This is a genomic window from Chelativorans petroleitrophicus (assembly GCF_025398195.1).
Taxonomy (GTDB): Bacteria; Pseudomonadota; Alphaproteobacteria; order Rhizobiales; family Rhizobiaceae; genus Chelativorans; species Chelativorans petroleitrophicus.
Map to the genome: position 1 here is coordinate 90,928 of NZ_JAODNV010000016.1, position 18,851 is coordinate 109,778.

General features: G+C 62.7%; 16 protein-coding genes and 1 pseudogene. 7 read left to right on the forward strand and 10 right to left on the reverse strand.

Features of this window, described 5'->3' with window-relative positions; all coding sequences use genetic code 11:
- Window position 1: 1 nt before the first annotated feature.
- The 5 genes from NYR54_RS14835 to dctP form a co-directional block, all read right to left on the reverse strand.
- Window positions 2-514 carry a MaoC family dehydratase gene (locus tag NYR54_RS14835; protein ID WP_261516476.1) on the reverse strand — a complete coding sequence of 171 codons (513 nt, stop codon included), beginning with the start codon at window positions 512-514 and terminating at the stop codon, window positions 2-4.
- Complete coding sequence (locus tag NYR54_RS14840; protein ID WP_261516477.1) at window positions 514-1,371, reverse strand: HpcH/HpaI aldolase/citrate lyase family protein; 858 nt, start codon at window positions 1,369-1,371, stop codon at window positions 514-516. Before NYR54_RS14840 ends, NYR54_RS14835 begins: the two co-directional genes overlap by 1 nt.
- Window positions 1,368-2,660, reverse strand: coding sequence for a TRAP transporter large permease (locus NYR54_RS14845; protein ID WP_261516478.1), 1,293 nt, complete (start codon window positions 2,658-2,660; stop codon window positions 1,368-1,370). The genes NYR54_RS14840 and NYR54_RS14845 overlap by 4 nt, the downstream gene beginning before the upstream one ends.
- 8 nt (window positions 2,661-2,668) lie before the next feature.
- Window positions 2,669-3,175, reverse strand: a complete 507-nt coding sequence (locus tag NYR54_RS14850; RefSeq protein ID WP_261516479.1) for a TRAP transporter small permease — start codon at window positions 3,173-3,175, stop codon at window positions 2,669-2,671.
- 62 nt (window positions 3,176-3,237) lie between these two features.
- Window positions 3,238-4,266 (reverse strand): TRAP transporter substrate-binding protein DctP, encoded by a 1,029-nt coding sequence (gene dctP / locus NYR54_RS14855; RefSeq protein ID WP_261516480.1) that lies wholly within the window; start codon window positions 4,264-4,266, stop codon window positions 3,238-3,240.
- 143 nt (window positions 4,267-4,409) lie between these two features.
- On the opposite strand from dctP, the gene NYR54_RS14860 reads away from it, so the two are divergent.
- The 7 genes from NYR54_RS14860 to repC all read left to right on the forward strand — a co-directional run bounded on the left by NYR54_RS14860 (window position 4,410) and on the right by repC (window position 13,464).
- Window positions 4,410-5,609 (forward strand): CaiB/BaiF CoA transferase family protein, encoded by a 1,200-nt coding sequence (locus NYR54_RS14860; RefSeq protein WP_261516481.1) that lies wholly within the window; start codon window positions 4,410-4,412, stop codon window positions 5,607-5,609.
- A gap of 39 nt (window positions 5,610-5,648) precedes the next feature.
- Window positions 5,649-6,389, forward strand: a complete 741-nt coding sequence (locus tag NYR54_RS14865) for a GntR family transcriptional regulator (protein ID WP_261516482.1) — start codon at window positions 5,649-5,651, stop codon at window positions 6,387-6,389.
- 385 nt (window positions 6,390-6,774) lie between these two features.
- Window positions 6,775-7,440: a hypothetical protein gene (locus NYR54_RS14870; protein WP_261516483.1), complete on the forward strand. Its 666-nt coding sequence runs from the start codon at window positions 6,775-6,777 to the stop codon at window positions 7,438-7,440.
- An 82-nt stretch (window positions 7,441-7,522) separates the two neighbouring features.
- Complete coding sequence (locus tag NYR54_RS14875; protein WP_261516484.1) at window positions 7,523-8,656, forward strand: site-specific integrase; 1,134 nt, start codon at window positions 7,523-7,525, stop codon at window positions 8,654-8,656.
- A gap of 887 nt (window positions 8,657-9,543) precedes the next feature.
- Window positions 9,544-10,740, forward strand: a complete 1,197-nt coding sequence (gene repA / locus NYR54_RS14880; protein WP_261516485.1) for a plasmid partitioning protein RepA — start codon at window positions 9,544-9,546, stop codon at window positions 10,738-10,740.
- A 142-nt stretch (window positions 10,741-10,882) separates the two neighbouring features.
- Window positions 10,883-11,953 (forward strand): plasmid partitioning protein RepB, encoded by a 1,071-nt coding sequence (repB, locus tag NYR54_RS14885; RefSeq protein WP_261516486.1) that lies wholly within the window; start codon window positions 10,883-10,885, stop codon window positions 11,951-11,953.
- Between the two features lie 203 nt (window positions 11,954-12,156).
- Window positions 12,157-13,464 (forward strand): plasmid replication protein RepC, encoded by a 1,308-nt coding sequence (gene repC, locus NYR54_RS14890; RefSeq protein ID WP_261516488.1) that lies wholly within the window; start codon window positions 12,157-12,159, stop codon window positions 13,462-13,464.
- Window positions 13,465-13,759: 295 nt separating this feature from the next.
- Here repC and NYR54_RS14895 read toward each other — a convergent pair whose 3' ends face one another.
- The 5 genes and pseudogenes from NYR54_RS14895 to NYR54_RS14915 form a co-directional block, all read right to left on the reverse strand.
- Window positions 13,760-14,707, reverse strand: coding sequence for an LLM class flavin-dependent oxidoreductase (locus NYR54_RS14895; protein WP_261516489.1), 948 nt, complete (start codon window positions 14,705-14,707; stop codon window positions 13,760-13,762).
- Window positions 14,708-14,913: 206 nt separating this feature from the next.
- On the reverse strand, window positions 14,914-15,681 hold the full coding sequence (locus NYR54_RS14900) for an ABC transporter ATP-binding protein (protein WP_261516490.1): 768 nt from the start codon (window positions 15,679-15,681) through the stop codon (window positions 14,914-14,916).
- A 9-nt stretch (window positions 15,682-15,690) separates the two neighbouring features.
- On the reverse strand, window positions 15,691-16,686 hold the full coding sequence (locus NYR54_RS14905) for an ABC transporter substrate-binding protein (RefSeq protein ID WP_261516491.1): 996 nt from the start codon (window positions 16,684-16,686) through the stop codon (window positions 15,691-15,693).
- A 47-nt stretch (window positions 16,687-16,733) separates the two neighbouring features.
- Complete coding sequence (locus NYR54_RS14910; protein WP_261516492.1) at window positions 16,734-17,585, reverse strand: ABC transporter permease; 852 nt, start codon at window positions 17,583-17,585, stop codon at window positions 16,734-16,736.
- A 23-nt stretch (window positions 17,586-17,608) separates the two neighbouring features.
- Window positions 17,609-18,772: pseudogene (locus NYR54_RS14915) on the reverse strand (LLM class flavin-dependent oxidoreductase); the annotation flags it as partial.
- Window positions 18,773-18,851: the final 79 nt, after the last annotated feature.

Here is an 18,851-nt window from a genome sequence, read left to right on the forward strand (position 1 = left end):
CTTAGTATCCCAATGCCTCGAAGGGTCCGCGGCCGTGCCTGTAGATCGCCTGGACGTAGGTCACGGCCGCGACGACTGTCTCGCCGCGCGTCACGGTGGCTTCGCATTCCAGAAGCCCGCAATCCGGATCGGAGGGATCATCGGCGGTGGACAGTATCTTCGTCCGCGCATAGAGGGTGTCCCTGTCGTAGACGGGCGCTGTGAGCCGGATAGAGGAAAAACCGACTATGCGCTTGCGGCGGCCGAAGGTCTTCCACCCCATGCCCACCGCCCTCTGCAAGGTGAGCGTGCTGACCACCAGCGGCCTTCCGAATTCCGTCTTCGAGGCATAGTGCTCGTCATAGTGGATGGCCGCCTGATTGAGCGTCACCAGCGCCTCGTTGGCATTGTCGTACTGATAGACAGTGATGCCCGGCCGGTGGTGGAACACCTGCCCCGGTACAAAATCCTCGAACGCGAGGCCCACCGACTCGCGAATCCTGTTTTCTCCTACATCCTTGAAGGCGACAAACATCACGACTCCTGTTTGACTGATGTGGCGAGCTCTCCGGCGCGCACCAGCGTCCGGCGGGCCGCTTGTGCGACCGGCGGATCGATCATCTTGCCGTCGAGGCTCACAGCTCCTCCCCCGGCCGTATCGAGCGCATCGACGATCCGGCGCGCACGCGCGATCTCCTCCGCCGTCGGCCGGAAGCCATCACGGATCGTTTCGACCTGTGACGGGTGGATGGCGAGCTTGCCGGTGAAGCCCATGGCGCGCACCCGGGCCACTTCCGCGGCAAGCGATTCCTGATCGCCGATTCCGAGATGAGGCACATCGAAGCAACCAATCCGGCCGATCGCAGCGGCCTGAACGATTGCGGCCCTGCCCGCGTATAGTGCCTCCCAAGTAAATTCGGCGCCGAGGTCCACTGCGAAATCCGCGCCGCCGAAGCCCAGTGCGCCGTCCGGGCCGAGCGCCGCCGCAATCTCTCCCGCGGCCTTCATGCCGGCCGCGGTTTCTATGGCGGCTAGCAAAGGCAAAGGCGCAGGCAGGTGCCCACGCACGATCTCGATGTCGCGCGCCGCCTCAACCTTCGCCAGAAATAGGCCAGCAGGCCTCAGCGCACCGTCCGCAATGGCGGCGAGATCGTCCAGGCCTGCGCGTGTGCTCAGCGGGTTGATCCGTACCAAAACAGGCCGGCCGGGACGTTCCTGCCTCAGAAAGGCAATTACGGCTTCGCGTGCAGTGCACTTGTCTGCAGGGGGGACGGCGTCCTCCAGGTCGATGACGATCCCTTCCGGCGAGGCCGCGCAGGCCTTTTCGAAACGCTCAGGCCGACTGGCGGGCACGAACAGAAGGCAGGCGATCCCGGAAAGCGCGAGCCTCATCGGGCCGCCCCCAACACAAGATCGGGCAGCCAGGTGGAAATCTCCGGAACGAAGATGACAAGCACCCACATCAGGAGCATGGCGATGAAGAACGGAATCATCCCGCGTTCGACTTCGGAAAAAGGCGCCTTCGACACCTCAGCCATGACGAACAGGTTCAGCCCCACCGGCGGCGTCAGCATCGCAAGCTCGATGCCGATGACCATGATGATGGCGTAATGCACACGGTCGATACCGAGCGCATCCAAGATGGGGAGCGTGAGCGGCAGCGTGAGCAGGATGATCGAGTAACCCTCCAGCACAGTGCCGAGAACCAACAGCACGCCCGCCATCATGAACAGGAACTGCGTCTGGGTGAGTTCGGACTGGGTCACGAGCATGGCGAGCTGGGTTGCGAGGCCCGCCCGGGCCAGCCAGTCGGCCAGAAGATCCGCCCCCGCGATGATGAGCAGTATCGCGGCGGTGCGTGACATGCCTTGCACCACCACATTGGGAATGGCTGTCACGCGCAGGGACTTATAGAAAAACAGCGAGACCGCGAGGGCCACAGCCGCCGACAGCGCCGCCGCCTCGGTAACCGTGACGAAGCCCCCATAGATGCCGCCGAGCACGATCAGCGGTACGGAGAGAGCGGGAAGCGCCACCACATTTGCCCGGGCGACGCCGCGCCAGCCCAGGAAAGCACGTGCCTCGCCGCCCTGCCTGCGGGCCATCAGCATGATGACGACGGCGAAGCAGGCCATCTGGAGCAGCCCCGGCAGGAGCCCTGCCAAAAACAGCCGCGGAACCGACGTCTCGGAAACCAGGCCGTAGACGACCAGCGGCATGGACGGCGGTATCAGGATGCCGAGCGTACCCGCCGCAGCCGTTAGGCCAAGTGCAAACGGCCGCTTGTAACCGCGCTCGAGCATCTCCGGCACCACCAGCGTGCCCATCGCAAGCACGGTCGCCACCGATGAGCCGTTGATTGCGGAAAAAAGTCCTGTCGCCAGCAGCGCGGCCATGGGAATGCCGCTTGGGAACCGGCCGATCCAGGCCGACGCCATATTAATCAGCGAGCGTGCGATGCCGCCGCCCTGGATGAAGCCGGCGGCGATGACGAAAAAAGGGATCGCCAGCAGCGTCGCCGAGTTCATATGGTCGAGAATGTCCTGGCCGATACCGCCGACGGAGCCTCCCTCGGCAATCAGCAGGACGATCGCCAGGCCTGCAAGAACGACGTAGATCGGCACGCCGACTGCAAGCAGTCCGAAAAGGGCAGCTGAGCCGAGAATGATCTGGGTTGTCATGGTGAATTTCAGTGGTTTTGCGCGACGTCATCGTCTCGTACGCTGCCCGAGAAGAGCTGCGCGGAACGGACGAGCAGGTGAAAGGCAAGCAGCGCCATTCCCAACGGCAGGCTGAGATAGTAGATCCACAGCGGCAGGCGCAGCGAAGACGTTGTGCGCTCATCCCAGCGGAACGCTTCCTCCACAACGGTCCAGCCCGACCAGAAAAGAAAAGCGGCGGTGGCGATGCCGAGCAGGCAGGCGAATATCGCAAGCCAGCAGCGAACGCGCCCGGGAAGGTGGACCAAAAGCGTATCGACGCGCACGTGCTCGCCCATGCCGGCGACGCGGGCGCCCGCTATGAAAGTCGCCCATATCGTAGCGAAGATCGTCACTTCGAAGGTCCAATCCAGCAGCAGTCCAGGAACGATGTAGCGGCCAATCATCGCCAGACATGCAAGCAGCAGGGCGACGCTTGAAAAGATCGCGATCAGCCAGAATTCGATCGCATCCACAATCGCGAGTACACGCGCCATGAGTTCGACTTCCGATCCGTGAGGCGGGACGGGAGCCGCAGCCGCGGCTCCCGGCGTCGAAGCTAGTTCAGCTTCGCGATCTCATCTTGCGCCAACTTTACAGTGGCGGGGTCCACGTCGAGTTGGGCCGCAATCTCCGGCACCAAAGCCAGAAGCTCAGCATTGACCTTGGCTAGCTCCTCCGGGTCGGGCTCGTAAATGACGACGCCATTTTCAGCATTTTCCTGGGCGGCGGCGTCCTGACGGCGCATCGCCTCGGCCCGTTCCTCAAGGATTACGCTTTCCCAGGCATCTCTGAACTGCTTCTGCTGCTCTTCGGTGAGCTTGTCCCAAAAGGCCTTGTTGACCAGCGGAATATAGTAGAGCACCGAAACCTGATCGACGAAGGCGGACTTCACGCCGGCCTCGTGCAGCTTGCCTGAACGCAATGTCTCGTTGGTGGTCAGCAGCGCATCAATGGTGCCCTGCGTCAGAGCCAGAGGCACATCGGCGAATGGTATCGACACCCCTTCGGCGCCCAAAGCTCTGTAGCGGGCAATGAAACCAGCGCCCCCAGGCACTCTTATGCGCAGCCCCTTAAGGTCGGCGAAGCTCTTGATGTCCTTGCTTGCGCCAAAGGTACTGGCGAAGCCCAGCAGAAACCAGCGGCCTGGAACCACGACGCCGAGCTTGTCTTCCACGCCCTTGGAAAGCTGCTGGCCGAGGGGGCCATCGAGGAGCGCATTCACCTGATCGGGAGACCGCCCGGAAAACAGCGGCAGATCGAGCAGATTCAGGTCCGCCGAAAAGGCCGCAACCGAAGAGTTGGTGGTTACCGTCATCTCGATGTCGCCGCGGGCGACAGCCTTGGGCTCGTCGCGTGCCGCGTAAAGCTGACCCGACTCGAACAGCTCGCCGACGAGCTCGCCGCCGGAGGCTTCTTTCAGCCGCTCGATGAACGTCCGCAACGTGATGTTGCGGACATGGTTCGGCCCGGTGTCAACAGAGATGCGGAATTTAGTCTCCGCCGTCGCGGGCCCGAGTGATGCCCCAAGGGCGAGTGTGGCGACAAGCGCCAGACGGCCAAAAAGGCGTCGCGTGATTATTGGCATGTACTCCCTCCCATTGATTCCAATCGCTCGCCGCTCCTCTGGAGCCGCCACGGCTATGGAACATGTGTTGTACTCAAGACCCCTTGACTTTGTCCGGACAACTGGACAAATGGCAAGAGCCTTTTCTAACCGGGAGTTTGTGAATGGGTCTTCTGACCGGAATTCGCATTTTGGCGATTGAGCAATACGGTGCGGGCCCTTTCGGCACGCAGGCGCTTGCGGATTTGGGCGCCGAGGTGGTCAAGATCGAAAATCCGCGCGAGGGCGGCGATGTCACGCGTTCGCTGGGGCCTTATTTCGATGAATCGCTGGGCAGCACGGCAGATAGCCTTTTCTTCCAGTCCATCAACCGCAACAAGAAAAGCGTGGTGCTGGATCTGTCCGCTCCCGAGGGCCGCGAGGCGTTTTTGGACCTGGTTCGCGGCGCGGACGCCGTCGCCTGCAACCTGCGCGGCGACGTACCGGCCAAGCTGGGCATCACCTACGAACAGCTTAGCGCGGTCAACCCGCGGATCGTCTGCTGCTTCCTGTCCGCCTACGGGCGCGAGGGTAGCCGCGCCGCATGGCCCGGCTACGATTACCTCATCCAGGCCGAAACCGGCTATTTCTCGATAAACGGCGAGCCGAACTCCCCGCCGGCCCGGTTTGGCCTATCGATCGTGGACTTCATGACCGGATACTGCATGGCGTTGCTGCTGGTCGCGGGCGTCATGAAGGCGCGTGAATCTGGGCTCGGCCGCGATCTCGATGTCTGTCTCTACGACGTCGGCCTTGCCAATCTGAACTATATGGCCGCATGGGCGGCCAATCATGGGTTCGAACCGCAGCGGCTGGCGCGTTCCGCCCATCCTACCTTGGTCCCCTGTCAGCTTTTCCGCACAGCCGATGGCTGGATCTACATCATGGCCAACAAGGAGAAGTTCTTCCCGGCACTGTGCGAGAAACTGAACCGGCCGGAACTCGCATCGGACCCCCGCTTCCGCACCTTCCGGGACCGGCTGGCAAACCGTGAAGTCCTGTCCGATCTTCTTGACGCCGCCTTGATGGAAAGACCCACCGCCGAGTGGCTCAACCTCCTGGCCGGCGTCGTTCCGTGCGCGCCTGTGGCCGATATTGTCTCGGCCCTGAATTCTCCCTTCACCGCCGAGCGCGGCATGATGATGGATGCCGTCGCCGAAACGGGCGCCAAGGCGCGCGTCGTCGGCCCGCCCTTTCGGACAGGAGAGGCCGTGCCGACGAATGCCGCCCCTCGTCTGGGTCGGCACACTGAGGAACTGCTTGCGCAAGCGGGATGGTCAGAGGCGAGAATTGCAGAACTGAGGACTCGCGGCGTCACTATCTGATAGTCATTTCCAAACAAAGATCCGAATCGGAAGCACCTCTTGGCATACGGTCGTACGGCACTTTTTCGACAGCTCGCACAGGCACTCGTAGAAGCGATTGAAAACGGCACGATCGCGGTAGGCGACCTTCTGCCGACGGAGGCGGAACTCTGCCGTCGCTACAATGTCAGCCGCCACACGGTCCGCGAAGCGCTGTCGGATCTGCGCAGCCGCGGCCTCATCGAAAGCAAGCAGGGTGTTGGCAGCGTCGTCGTGCGCCAGCATTCACGCTCGGCCTACATCGAGACCTATTCCTCAGTCGAGGAGCTGACGCGCTTTGCCCAGGGCACCCCGATCCGCACCCACGCGGTCGACGATGTCATGGCCGACGATGACCTTGCAGCCAGGTTGCGCAGCCGGCCCGGCCTGGCTTGGCTGCGGATCCTCGGCGTCCGCCTCGACCGCCGCGACGCCAGCGTGCCGGTGGGTCATGTGGAGGTGTATCTGGATGCGGCCTATGCCGGCATCCGCGAACAGGCCTGGGCGCTGGAAACTTCCGTCATGGAAGCTGTCGAAAAACGGTACGGCCTCGCCGTCGGCCGTATCGAGCAGGAGATCGCCGTCGAATTGCTCACCGCTGAACAGGCCGCCGCGCTGCAAGCCGAACCCGGATCGCCAGCCCTCGTCATCCGCCGCTGGTACTTCGCCGACAATGGCCGCAATTTCGAGATCGCGTTCAGCCGTTATCCGATGGGCCGATTTGCGTACCGCAATGTGCTGCTGCGCACCGCCGCCATCTGATCAACCGAAGAAAGATATATCTGGCCGGCAGGCTGGTCGATCATGATAGCGATCGATTGGCCAGCACATCCCCAACGATTGAAGGCAAGCAACGGAATCGTGCTTCGGCATAGCCTGCCCTCTCCTCAAAGCAAGGCCAGTTGCTCGCCCTTGGACCATTAGCAGCCGGGGTGAAAACCAGGTCGCGTTCGGCGGCCATGTGCTCAAGCTCGACGCCGCGCCAGTCTCGCGCCGTTAATAGAGCTGTGGTCCGAGCGGAAGCTGCGGCACAATAAAAACCTCCTAATCGACGAGCTCGGTAGCGACATTCAAATGAAGCTCGAATGGCCGGGATACCGCATGCCGATGATCAGATCATATAAGCGCGGCGTTTTATGCTATCAAAATGACGAAAAACCGCCGCACCTGTCTCGGTCTAAAAATGAACGATAAAATTGCATTATCGTTCATTTTGTGCCATCCATCGAAAATGGCCGATTTCAGCGACCGGAAGCCTGCCGATGGCACCAGTTGCCCGTTTGCTCGGCGAGAGAGCACGGCTTTTTTTCGCGCATTTTTAGGCCGCAGAATGAAATTTCGGGTAAATATGCCGGAAGCCGGCCATGCCGCTGAGCATCAAAGATCTGAAAGCGGACGCTTAGCCCGGAAACTGGTTCGACAGATCGGCAAATCTATTGTTGCCATTGGGCGGGCGTTTGAAAAGCGCCTGCGCAGAATAACTCCAAATGCATTGCCGAAGATCTCCTTCGGCTTATTTTCGCAGCCGGGCTCGTTGAGGCTGAGGTGGTCATTGAGGCGCGGTACGGCGAGGCTGGGTGCACCGGACTCGATCTGTGGCAGCGCAGGGCCGATGGAAGTCCAGACGGTATTGCCGAATATGGCGATCAGGCATGCTACGCATGACGGCGTCTGTTCGGCGTGGCTGAATTTGATGGCTGCTCTCCCGCGCATAGGGAGCTCGGCAGAAGCCCCCGATGTTCAGGGAGACGGCTTTGAAAACAGATTTCCCAGTGCATATCACCGGCGCGGTGGGGTCAATGAGATGACATGACGAAACGACAATCACAGCGGATTATCTTCGCCCCAGAACATGGCGAAGGCGCGATTTTTACCATGAGGGAACGGCGAGTTCTATGAACATAAACACCGACCCAAAATCTGCCTCCGAAATCGATGATGCCGACGATCTGCCTGATGTCGTGGATATCATCATCGAGATGGGCAGGAGCGGTGACCCAGAGGCGCAAAATCTCCCCTCCCCTGCTCCGCCCTCAGGAACCCCGGCGCATCTTGAAGAGCTGACCCAGAGAGCACGCGGCTATGTCGAGGCTGCCAGTTCGGCCAATACCCGGCGGGCCTATACCTCTGACTGGAATCACTTCTCCAGCTGGTGCCGGCGCCAAGGCTTTGCCCTGATGCCGCCCGACCCGCAGACAATCGGGCTCTACATCACCGCCTGCGCTTCCGGCGCGGTGAGCGGCGGCAGGAAGCCGAATTCGGTGTCCACCATCGAGCGCCGGCTGTCGTCGCTCGCCTGGAACTATGCGCAGCGCGGCCAGACACTGGACCGGAGAGACCGCCACATCGCCACCGTGCTCGCCGGTATCCGCAACCGGCACGCCGCTCCTCCCCGGCAGAAGGAGGCGATCTTGCCGGAAGACCTGATCGCCATGCTGGAGACGCTCGCCCGCGGGACGCTGCGGGGCCTGCGCGACCGGGCCATGCTTTTGATCGGCTTCGCCGGGGCCTTGCGCCGCTCGGAGATCGTTGGCCTCGACGTGGGCCGCGACCAGACCGAGGACGGGCGGGGCTGGGTGGAATTTTACGACCGGGGCCTGCTGGTGACGCTGCGTGGCAAGACCGGCTGGCGCGAGGTCGAGATCGGCCGCGGCTCGTCGGACGCCACCTGCCCGGTCGCCGCCTTGCAAACCTGGCTCAGGCTGGCGCGGATCGAGCACGGACCGCTGTTCCGTCGCGTGACCGGCGGCGGCAGGAAGGTGGGCGCTGAACGGCTGCACGATCAGGAGGTGGCGCGGCTAGTAAAGCGGGCCGCGCTGGCGGCGGGCGTGTGCGGCGATCTTCCAGAGGGCGAGCGCGTGAAGCGCTTTGCCGGTCATTCGCTGCGCGCGGGTCTTGCGTCGTCGGCCGAAGTAGACGAACGCTACGTCCAGAAGCAGCTCGGCCACGCCTCGGCTGAGATGACGCGGCGCTACCAGCGCCGGCGCGACCGCTTCCGCGTGAACCTGACCAAGGCGGCAGGGCTATAGCAGGGCCCTGTCCCGCCTGCGTTTAAAGAATGCTTCTTTGCTTCTTCTGTTGCCTGGAAACGCGCGTCTATATCTACGCGCCCAATACTCAGCTGGCTGTGAGGCATTTAGCATCAATGCTACCGGCCGGAAGGTTCCTGATCACGCACTTCGATCCGCTGGAACAGCCAGCAATCCTATGCGCCGGATTTAGAAGGTGACAAGCGAGGGCTCCGCCAGGTCGTAAGCCGGTTACCGGTTCAGAAACAGTAAGCGTTGAGCTGCCTTGTTCCTTGTGGAGCGGATAGAACCGGAAAGAGACCGGTTCGGGTTTTGGCTCGAACCCAAGCACCACTATGCGGTTCAAACCACTAAAGCTGATCCCTGGGAATAACCAGGGATCGCGAGGCCGCCGCACCGAGGCATTTGGCTAAATTTCCGTTCATGGTCTGAAACGCACTTTCTAGGGCGAGCGATCGCAGCGCGTTGCCGTAGGCTGCGGTCTAGGATTTTTGCGGGGCCCTTCTAAACCGGCTCGCTGACCCCAAAGTCACGCGGCCCTCCACCACGCTAAGCCCACCTCCTTTGCAGGGGCAAATTTCTAAGGGAAGGAGAGTCGCCAAGTCCGAGTTGACAGCTGTCAACTTTGCCGAATCTCCCGTGCCTCAGGTTGCAGACAGGTAAATTTCCATTAACCAAAATCTTCTTGACAGGAATCGCGGCAGAACTCACGCTGATTACGGTTGGAGGGCAAAACTAGCCTCGAATACCGTAAGTAGCCTTTGCGGCTGTAAGTTTCGGAGGTTTTGCGTAAGCTGTAGCTGAGTGAACTGAGTCGCGCCATACACGCGGCCGGGGTTCGCGCTTATGCTCTACTAGCAGGTGAGACTTTGGCAACTGATGTTGACATGACTGCTGAACCGGCGGACAGGCTCATCGCCCAGGATGCGGAGCTGTTGTCGGCACAACTCGCTTCGCTGCGCTCCCGGCTTTTCCCGCCGAGCGCGAGCAAGACATTGCGCCCCTTCACCAGCGGAGAAGCCGCAAGGCTTATCGGCGTAAGCGATGGCTATCTGCGGCAACTTTCAATCTCGGGCGAGGGACCGACTCCGGAAACGGGAGCCGGGGGGCGCAGGCTCTACACGCTGGCCGATGTCAATGCGCTGCGCGCCTATCTCGCCTCCCAGGGAGGTCCCAAAGCCAGACAGTATGTGAAGTGGCGGCAGCCCGGAGAGCACCTGCAGGTGATCGCCATCACCAATTTCAAGGGCGGTTCCGGCAAAACGACCACGTCCGCGCATCTGGCGCAGTATTTCGCGCTTCAGGGCTACCGCACGCTGGCGATTGACCTTGACCCGCAAGCGTCCATGTCGGCGCTGTTCGGCTATCAGCCGGAGCTCGATCTCACCGGCAACGACACGCTTTACGGCGCGATCCGCTACGACGAGGAGCGCGTGCCGCTCTCGCAGGTGATCCGCAAGACCTATTTCGACGGGCTCGACATCGTTCCCGGCAATCTCGAGCTTCAGGAGTTCGAGCACACGACACCACAGCATCTTGCGCGCCGCGCGGAAGGTTCAACCGACGATCTGTTCTTCACGCGCGTGCAGCAGGCCATCGCTTCGGTGGAGGCCAACTACGACGTGGTGGTGATCGACTGCCCGCCGCAGCTTGGCTATCTCACCCTCAGCGCGCTGTGCGCGGCCACGTCCGTGATCGTCACCGTTCACCCGCAGATGCTTGACGTGGCGTCCATGAGCCAGTTCCTGTTCATGACGTCCGACCTTCTGGCGGTCGTGCGCGAGGCGGGCGGAACGCTCAATTTCGATTTCCTGCGCTATCTCATCACTCGCTATGAGCCCAATGACGGCCCGCAGGCCCAGATCGCGGGCTTCCTGCGCACGCAGTTTGGCGACCGCGTGCTGATTTCGCCGATGCTGAAATCGACCGCGATTTCCGATGCCGGGCTTTCTAAGCAGACGCTTTACGAGGTGGGCCGGGAGAATTTTCACCGCGCCACTTACGACCGCGCGTTCGAATCGCTGAACGCGGTGAACTCCGAAATCGAATCCCTGATCCTCAAATCGTGGGGACGGACGACATGAAGAAGAAGCTGTTGACAGCTGTCAACTTCGCGCCGAACACCTGGTATTGCAAGGCTTCGCGTCGGCCGTCCCGAAATTTCGCAGGCAAATTTTATCCCCGGCTTCCGGTTCTGAAGCATCCTTGCCGGCAAGGAGGCGTTCCATGAACACACGCAAGGACAGATTACGCTCGCTCTTTGCCGGAAACACGCCTGACGGGGCAGGGGAGGGGACTGGCGCCAACCTGCCATCCGCGCCCGCTTTGCCTGAAGCGTCGGCGCGGCGCAGCCCATCCACGGCGGTGAAAGCCATGGGGCTTTCCCTCGGAAATCTTTCCGTGGAGGCGCAGGAAGCGCGGCGCCTGCGCGAGATGCTTGCCGCTGGCGAAACGGTTGTCGAGCTCGATGCGACGAAATTGGAGCGCTCGCCCTACGTCGACCGCCTGAGCGAGGGCGCGCAGAATGACGAGGATTTCGCCACGCTTCTCGAAAGCATGCGTGAGCATGGCCAGCAGGTGCCGGTTCTGGTGCGGCCTCACCCCGATGCGGAGAAGGCCGCGCGCGGAATTTATCAGATCGCCTATGGGCACCGCCGCGTGCAGGCGGCGAGGGAGCTCGGTATCCCCGTCAAGGCGGTGGTGCGGGAGCTGACGGACACCGATCTTGTGCTGGCGCAGGGCAAGGAAAATGCCGAGCGCCGGTCTTTGAGCTTCATCGAGCGCGCATTCTTCGCCAAGTCGCTGATCGATCATGGCTTCGACCGGGCAACCGCGCAGGCCGCGCTTGCTGTGCATAAGTCGGAAATGTCGCGTCTCCTGCAGGTGGCCGAAACGGTGCCGCTCAAGGTGGTACGCGCTATTGGACCCGCGCCCAAGGCGGGGCGGCCGCGCTGGCTTGCGCTCGGCGCGCTTCTTGAGAACGACGTCGCAGGCTTTGCCGAGATGGAAATGGCGTCCGATGCGTTCCGCCAGGCCGACAGCGATGCACGCTTCCAACGCCTGTTCAAGCGGCTGGAAGCCTCCGCCAAGCCGAGGGGCATCATAAAGGGCAAGGCCGCGCAATCCATCAAGGCGAACGGCAAGCCCATTGCCGAGCTCACCAGGGCTGGCAACGCGGCGCGGCTGACGATTCCGGACAGCGCGGGCAGCGGGTTTGCGGACTATCTCGCGAGCCGCCTGCCCGAGATCTACAGGGATTTTGAGCAGCAAAAGGGAGGTGAAGCTGGAGAAGCATGACTTATCGGGCGGCGTCCTCGCCCGCAAACGGCAATGAGAGAGAGGTAGGAACCAGAGGAAAGGCAAGAAAAAAGGCCCCCAGAACGCAGTCCCGGAAGGCCCTTTCGATGTAGCGATCTGAAAGAATCACTTCCGAGTCGTCATGTCAAGGCGCGGATGCGTTCCGGCCGCAAATTTCTTCGCCTCCAAACGAGGTTTGAAGCATGACGGAACGTTTTGCAACGACGCCATTCGGCGGCGGCAGGATAAGTGCGTCCAGTTTTTTGCGGCGCGAAAAGATCGATCAAAGGCGCAGGAGCCTCAGCCAAGAGAGGAGAGGCGGCAACGACACCGGCGCTGCCGACAAGTGGCAGCTCCTGCGCGCGCTGACCGAGGCACGCGCGGCTTTCAACCTGTCGGACCGCACCATCTGCGTGCTGGAGGCTCTGCTGAGCTTCCATCCGGAGACGGAGCTAAACGGCTCCGCGCCGATCATCGTGTTTCCCTCCAATGCGGAGCTTTCGCTGCGCACGCGCGGCATGGCGGATGCCACGCTCAGGCGGCACCTCGCTGCTCTGGTAGAAGCAGGGCTGATCCTGCGCCGCGACAGCCCGAACGGCAAACGCTATGCATGCCGGGATGAGAACGGCGAGATCGAAGCGGCTTTCGGCTTTGATCTTTCGCCGCTGGCGCTGATGGCTGCTCAAATTTACGCGGCAGCAGAGGAGGCGAGGGCCCATGTCCGGCAATGCCACGCGCTGCGTACGGAGATTACCATCCATCAGCGCGATACGGGCAAGATCATCGAGGCCGCGATCGCGGAAAAGCGTGAGGGCGACTGGGAGAGGTTCTCCGAGCGTTTTCAGCCACTCGCGCGGCGCCCCAGCCGGCAGGCTTCCCTGGAGATGCTGAAGACACGCAGAGATGATCTCGTCCGCCTTCGCGCCGAGGTCGAAACTGCCTATCTCAATGCGCTTGCGGAACAGGAATTGAGCGCCAATGATGTCGATTCTGAGCGGCACTATCAGAATCAAAACCCAGATTCCTGTTTAGAATTTAACATCGAACAAGAAATGAAGCCGTGTGGCGGCACCCGGACTGCCAACACCGAGACGCCAGAAGCGGATGGCAGGCAGGGCAGGGGGGTGCAGGATCGCAGCAGACAAATGGCTTCGCCTTGCGCGTCCTATGCGAAAGCGGAGCATGTACCGCTCAGCTATCTCGTCAAAGCTTGCCCCACGCTCTCCAGCTATGCGAAGGATGGCATTTCGAGCTGGGTTGACGTGATGCGAACCGTAGAGCTGGTGCGCTCGATGCTCGGAATCTCGCCCGACGCCTGGCGCAAAGCGCGCGTGGCGATGGGGGATATGGCTGCAGCCTGCACGATCGCCGCCATTCTGGAGCGTGCTGAAAAAATCCGCTCTCCAGGCGGTTATCTGCGGGTGCTGACGGCTCGGGCAGAACTGGGCAAGTTTTCCATCCAGCCGATGCTCGCGGCTCTTGAGGCCCGGGCGCGTAAATCACCCGGCTGATGGGAAGTGGCCAGGAGAGTAAGACCGGGAAACCCCCATGTCGATCCCGGACCACATCAGCGCACGTCATGAGGATCTGGAAGTGCTGTTTTGCAGGGCTGATTGCGTTCGACCGGCAGGCGTCCCCCATCTCGATCCGGTTGCCGCGGCGACGACGGCAGGCTCTCACAGCATGCGCGGAGCGGGGAATTCGCAGCGCTCACCGAGGAGGAAGTCGGCCGCCACAAGGCTATCTTTCGGGAGATATTTTAGGAATCCGGCAGCAAAGGCAGCTCAAGAACCCTGCCATCATCCGTCACGGGCCATGCAGAGGTTGAATTCCGCTGCGGCATTCCGCTCGTCCGAATCCGGAACCGTTCTGCTGGTGGATTTCAGACAATCCACGCCGAATCGCCCGGCAAAAGCGCACCGGCGCGTCTCCGTCATCGCCGATGAGCATGAACTCGGAGATGCCCGCCTGAACGAATGCCGCAAGCGAGGCAGCGCCCGGCAGCGGGTGCGGGTCCTTGCGCCGCCGAACCGAAATTGCCTGCGAGGCCGAGCGGGAATCCAGCGGAACCTGCAGCGCGAAACGGATCTTGTCCGCGCGGCCGTAGGGTGCCGCCAGGTCTCGCACACGGGAGATCAAGCCATGGGAGATCTCCGGCGTGAGGGCGGAAAGTTCGACGACATGCGCGTGCCGCGCAGCAAGCCGGAGCGCTTCGTCCGACTGTCCGCCGATCCGGATGGGAATATCCATCCCGCTTGGGCCCTTGCAGGGCACGAAACCGTTGCGAAGGCTGTAGAACGGGCCCTCGTGATCGAACGGCTTATCGTTAGACCAGAGACGCTTGAGAAGCGTGAGGTACTCGTCCGTGCGTTCGAGAAGAGTGGCCTGTTCGCCTGATGCGCACGCAGCCGCGCGCCCTTCGATGCTTTCCGTCAGCATCCGCAGGGCAAGCCGGCCCTGGCAGATCCTGTCCAAAGCCGCGATCTCGCTTGCTGCCACGGAAGGCGACAGTACGCCCGCCCAATGTGTGAGAACGATCTCCATCGCAGGAGCCAAGGCAGCTGCCGTTCCGGCCAGATCGAAGTTGCCGATCAGCCCCGACGCATCATCGATGATGATCCGGCGAAACCCGGCGAGCCGTGCCTCCATGAGGGTCGCACGTGCCGATTCCGTATTGAAGAAGAACGAATAGGTCGCCGAAGCGGGGAGGGCATCTGCGTTGAGTCCGGGGGCGAAAGTGAACTCGACCGACATTGCATCTCCTCCTTGCAGCAGACAGCGTTAGGGCGCGATGCCCAGGACGACCGCCAGGGCAAACCCGAAGGACAGCGCGAAGACGGCAAAGCCAAACGCCGTTTCCGCGCTGGCTGGAGCAGGCATCCGGGACCGTGCGGTCTGCAGGCGAGGGCTGGTTCGTTCAGCCTTGATTTTACAATTTGGCATTGCTGTTCTCCTTCGCGTCAGTGCAGGCCGAATTCGCGCAGCAAAACCTCGCGCTGGCGCACGAAGGCGGAGGCGCTGCGGTCGCGCGGGCGGGGCAGGTCGATGTCGATCAGCTTCACCCTTCCGCCGCGCACTTGGGGCAGCACCAGCACGCGGTCGGCGAGGAAGATGGCCTCCTCTATGTCGTGCGTGACCATCACCATGGTGACGTTCTCCTCTCGCCAGATGCGGGAGAGTTCCTCCTGCATGGTGATCTTGGTCATGGCGTCGAGCGCGCCGAAGGGCTCGTCGAGGAGCAGGATCTCTGGCTGGACGGCAAGCGCCCGGGCGATGCCCACACGCTGCGCCATGCCGCCCGAAAGCTGGCGGGGATAGGCTTCGGCAAAATCGTCGAGCCCCACGAGGCTGAGATATTGCCGGGCCGTCTCGCGCGCATGGGCCTGCGGCTCTCCACGGACTTCAAGCCCAAAGGAAATGTTGCCCAGCACCGTGAGCCAGGGCAGGAGCCGCGGCTCCTGGAAGATCACGGCCCGTTCCGAGCCTACGCCGTGAACGGGCCTGCCGTCGATCAGCACCTCGCCGTCGTCGGCCGTCTCCAACCCGGCAAGGACGCGCAAGAGCGTCGTCTTGCCGGACCCGCTGGCGCCCACGATCACCAGGCATTCGCCGGATCGGATTTCGAGCGAGAGCTGCGAGAGCACGTCGAGCCTGCGGCCGCTGATCTGGAAGGATTTGGAGAGATCGCGGATGGCGACCTCTCCGCGGCGTGTCGCGGTGAGGTTCATCGTTCACTCTCAGTCCGCCCGCGCCTGCTTCTCAGGCTGGAAAAGAAGGTCCGCCGCTTTGAGCCTGCCTGCAGGAATGCTCCCCTCCCGCTCGAGCACGCCAATCCAGAATGCGAGGTCGTTCTCAGTCGTAACCGCGCCGGGCCGAACGCCGAAGCCGCGCCAGTATTGCGCGATCTCGGGGTTCTCGCCGCGCTCCTCCAGGATGCGGGCCAACACCTTGCGCGCCTCGTCCGGGTTCTCGCGCGACCAGTCCGCGGCGCGGGCGGCCTGCTCGACAAAGTGGCGCGCCGCCTCCGGATGCGCCGCCACAAAGTCGCGGCGCAGCGTGACGAAGCCGCCCGCGATCTCGCCCAGAACGTCTACATCGGTAAAGATCGGACGCAGGCCACCGTTCTCCTTCGCCACCCCCTCGAAGGTGGTCTGCCAGTAGCCGAACGCGGCCACGTTCACCTGGCCGGAGCGCAGCGTCTGCTCGAGCTGGGGACCGGGGACGACGACGAGGTTCGCTGCGTTCTGCGATAGACCTTCCCGGCGCAGCGCCTCGCGGACCGTGTAGTCGAGATGGGCGCCGAGCGTGTTGACGGCGATCGTCGTACCCTCAAGATCCTTTATGCTCTGGACCGGGCTGCCCTCGAGCACATAGAACGTGCTGTTGACGGTCGCGTCGATGCCGTTCGAAGGGTACGCGGGGACGAAATCGTTTCCGCCGGCGATGGAGTTGAGAACGGCGGGCGTGGCGGCCGAGCCGACTTCCACGCTCCCTGCGGCAAGGGCGAAGAGAGACTCCGGCCCACCACCTGCATATCCGATGTTTTCGAGCTTGACGCCCAGCCCGTCATAGTAGCCGAGCGCCTCGGCAAGCTCATGCGGGCTGACGCTGCCGTGGCTGGCGAGATAGCGAAAGGTGACATCCTCGTTCGTCTGTGCGTGGAGTGCGGCGGGCAGGCCGGAAAGGCTTACAATCGCTGCCGCAAGCCGGATGGAACGGGTGAGAAAGGCCATGGTGGTTTCCCTCTGTGTTGATCGTTCGGATTGTTGGCCTTGGCGGCCTAGATGCTCACCGGCTCGCTCCAGCGGCAGAGTCGCCGCTGCAGAAGAACGATGGCGGAGTTGGCGATGAGGCCGAGCGCTGCCAGGATGACGATCGCCGCGAACATCAGCGGGATCTGGAAATTGTACTGCGCGTTCATCACCTGAAAGCCGATGCCTTTGTTAGCGCCGATCATCTCCGATGCGATGAGCAGCAGGAGCGCGGTGGTCGCGCTGAGCCTCATGCCGACGAAGATCGACGGGATGGCTCCCGGCAGCACCACACGGCGGAAGATGGCGAGCCGCGAGGCGCCATAGACGCGCGCCATCTCGATGAGCTTGGGGTCGACCTCCTTCACGCCGCCGACGGTGCTGAGCAGCAGCGGGAAGATCGTCGCCCAGAAGATGACGAAGACCTTCGAGGCTTCGCCGAGACCCAGGAGCAGGATGAACACCGGATAGAGGGCGAGCGCCGACGTCTGCCGAAAAAGCTGCAGGATGGGATCTATCGCCCGCTCCACCGCAGGGATCGACCCCATGAAGAGGCCGAGCGGGATGGCGAACACCACGGCGGCAGCGAAGGCAAGGCCGGAGCGCTGCAGGCTGATAGCAATGTCGTCTACCAGCGCACCTCCGGTAATACCCTTCCATAACGCTGACGCGATGGCGTTGAGCGGCGGAAACACCGCCGGATTCACCCAACCGTGGGTACTCGAGACCTGCCACAGGACTAGAAAGGCCGCGACCAGGCCGTAGCGCGAAAGGGCGAGGCGCGAGGCGCTGCCCATGCGGGCGAGCAGCGCCGCCGCAGGCGAGGGCTTGTCCCTTCCGACGGCAAAGGAAACGGATCGGCCGATGTTCTGAAGAGTCATTGCCGGTCTCCTCTGTTGCAGGGTTAGGCGGCGGCCTGCGGGTGGCTGCGCGCGGCCGTCCACGGGTTCTCTGGCCGCGGCAGACCGAGATTTTCCCTCAGGGTTGTGCCCTCATAGGCCGTGCGGAACAGGCCGCGGCGCTGCAGCTCGGGGATGACGAGCTCGACGAAGTCGTCGAGGGCGGTGGGAAGGTATGGCGGCAGGATGTTGAAGCCGTCTGCAGCCTCGTTCTCGAACCAGAGCTGCAGCATGTCGGCTACCTGCACGGCGGAGCCAACTATGGTGAAGTGACCGCGCGCTGTTGCGATCCACTCGTAGAGCTGGCGGATCGTGAAATTGTGCTCGTCGGCGATCTGCCGGATCAGCGCCTGCCGGCTCTTCATGCCTTCCGTGGCGGGAAGGGGCGGCAGCGGCCCGTCGAGAGGAAAGCCTTTGAGGTCCAGCGTTCCGCCGGTGAGCCCTGAGATGAGCGCGACGCCGTCTGCCGGCAGGATCAACTCGGTGAGCTTGCGGTATTTCTCCTGCGCCTCCTCCTCCGTGCGGCCGACGAAGGGAGCGACGCCCGGCATGATGAGCACGTGATCCGGATTGCGGCCCGCTGCGCGCACCCGCTGCTTGATGTCGCGGTAGAACTCCTGGGCGGAGGCGAGCGTCTGGTGGGCGGTGAAGATCACTTCCGCGGTGTCGGCGGCAAGGCGGCGACCGTCCTCCGACTGACCGGCCTGCACGATGACGGGATGACCCTGCACCGGGCGGGCGACATTGAGCGGTCCCTTGACGCTGAAATGCTGGCCGCGATGGTTGATCTCGTGGACCTTGTCCTGGTCGAAGAAGCGGCCCGTTTCCTTGTCGCGGATGAAGGCGTCGTCCTCCCAGCTGTCCCAGAGGGCCTTCACCACCTTCACATGCTCGCGGGCGCGCTCATAGCGCTCGGCATGGGGCAGCTCCTGGTCGAGGTTGAAGTTGCGGGCCGTGTCGTTACCGGTGGAGGTCACCACGTTCCAGCCGGCGCGTCCGTTGGAAATGTGATCGAGCGAGGCGAACTTGCGGGCCAGGTTGAACGGCTCCTCATAGGTCGTCGAGGCCGTGGCGATGAAGCCGATATGCTTCGTAAGCGGAGCGAGCGCCGAGAACAGCGTGACGGGTTCGAAGCCAACGATCTTGGCGTTGCCGCCCTCGCGCCCGCCGATGAGAACGGCGGTGAGAAACTAGTCCACGGAAGCGGCGGCATGGAGCTGCTGCGGGCGGCGTAAAAGTCGTCCACCC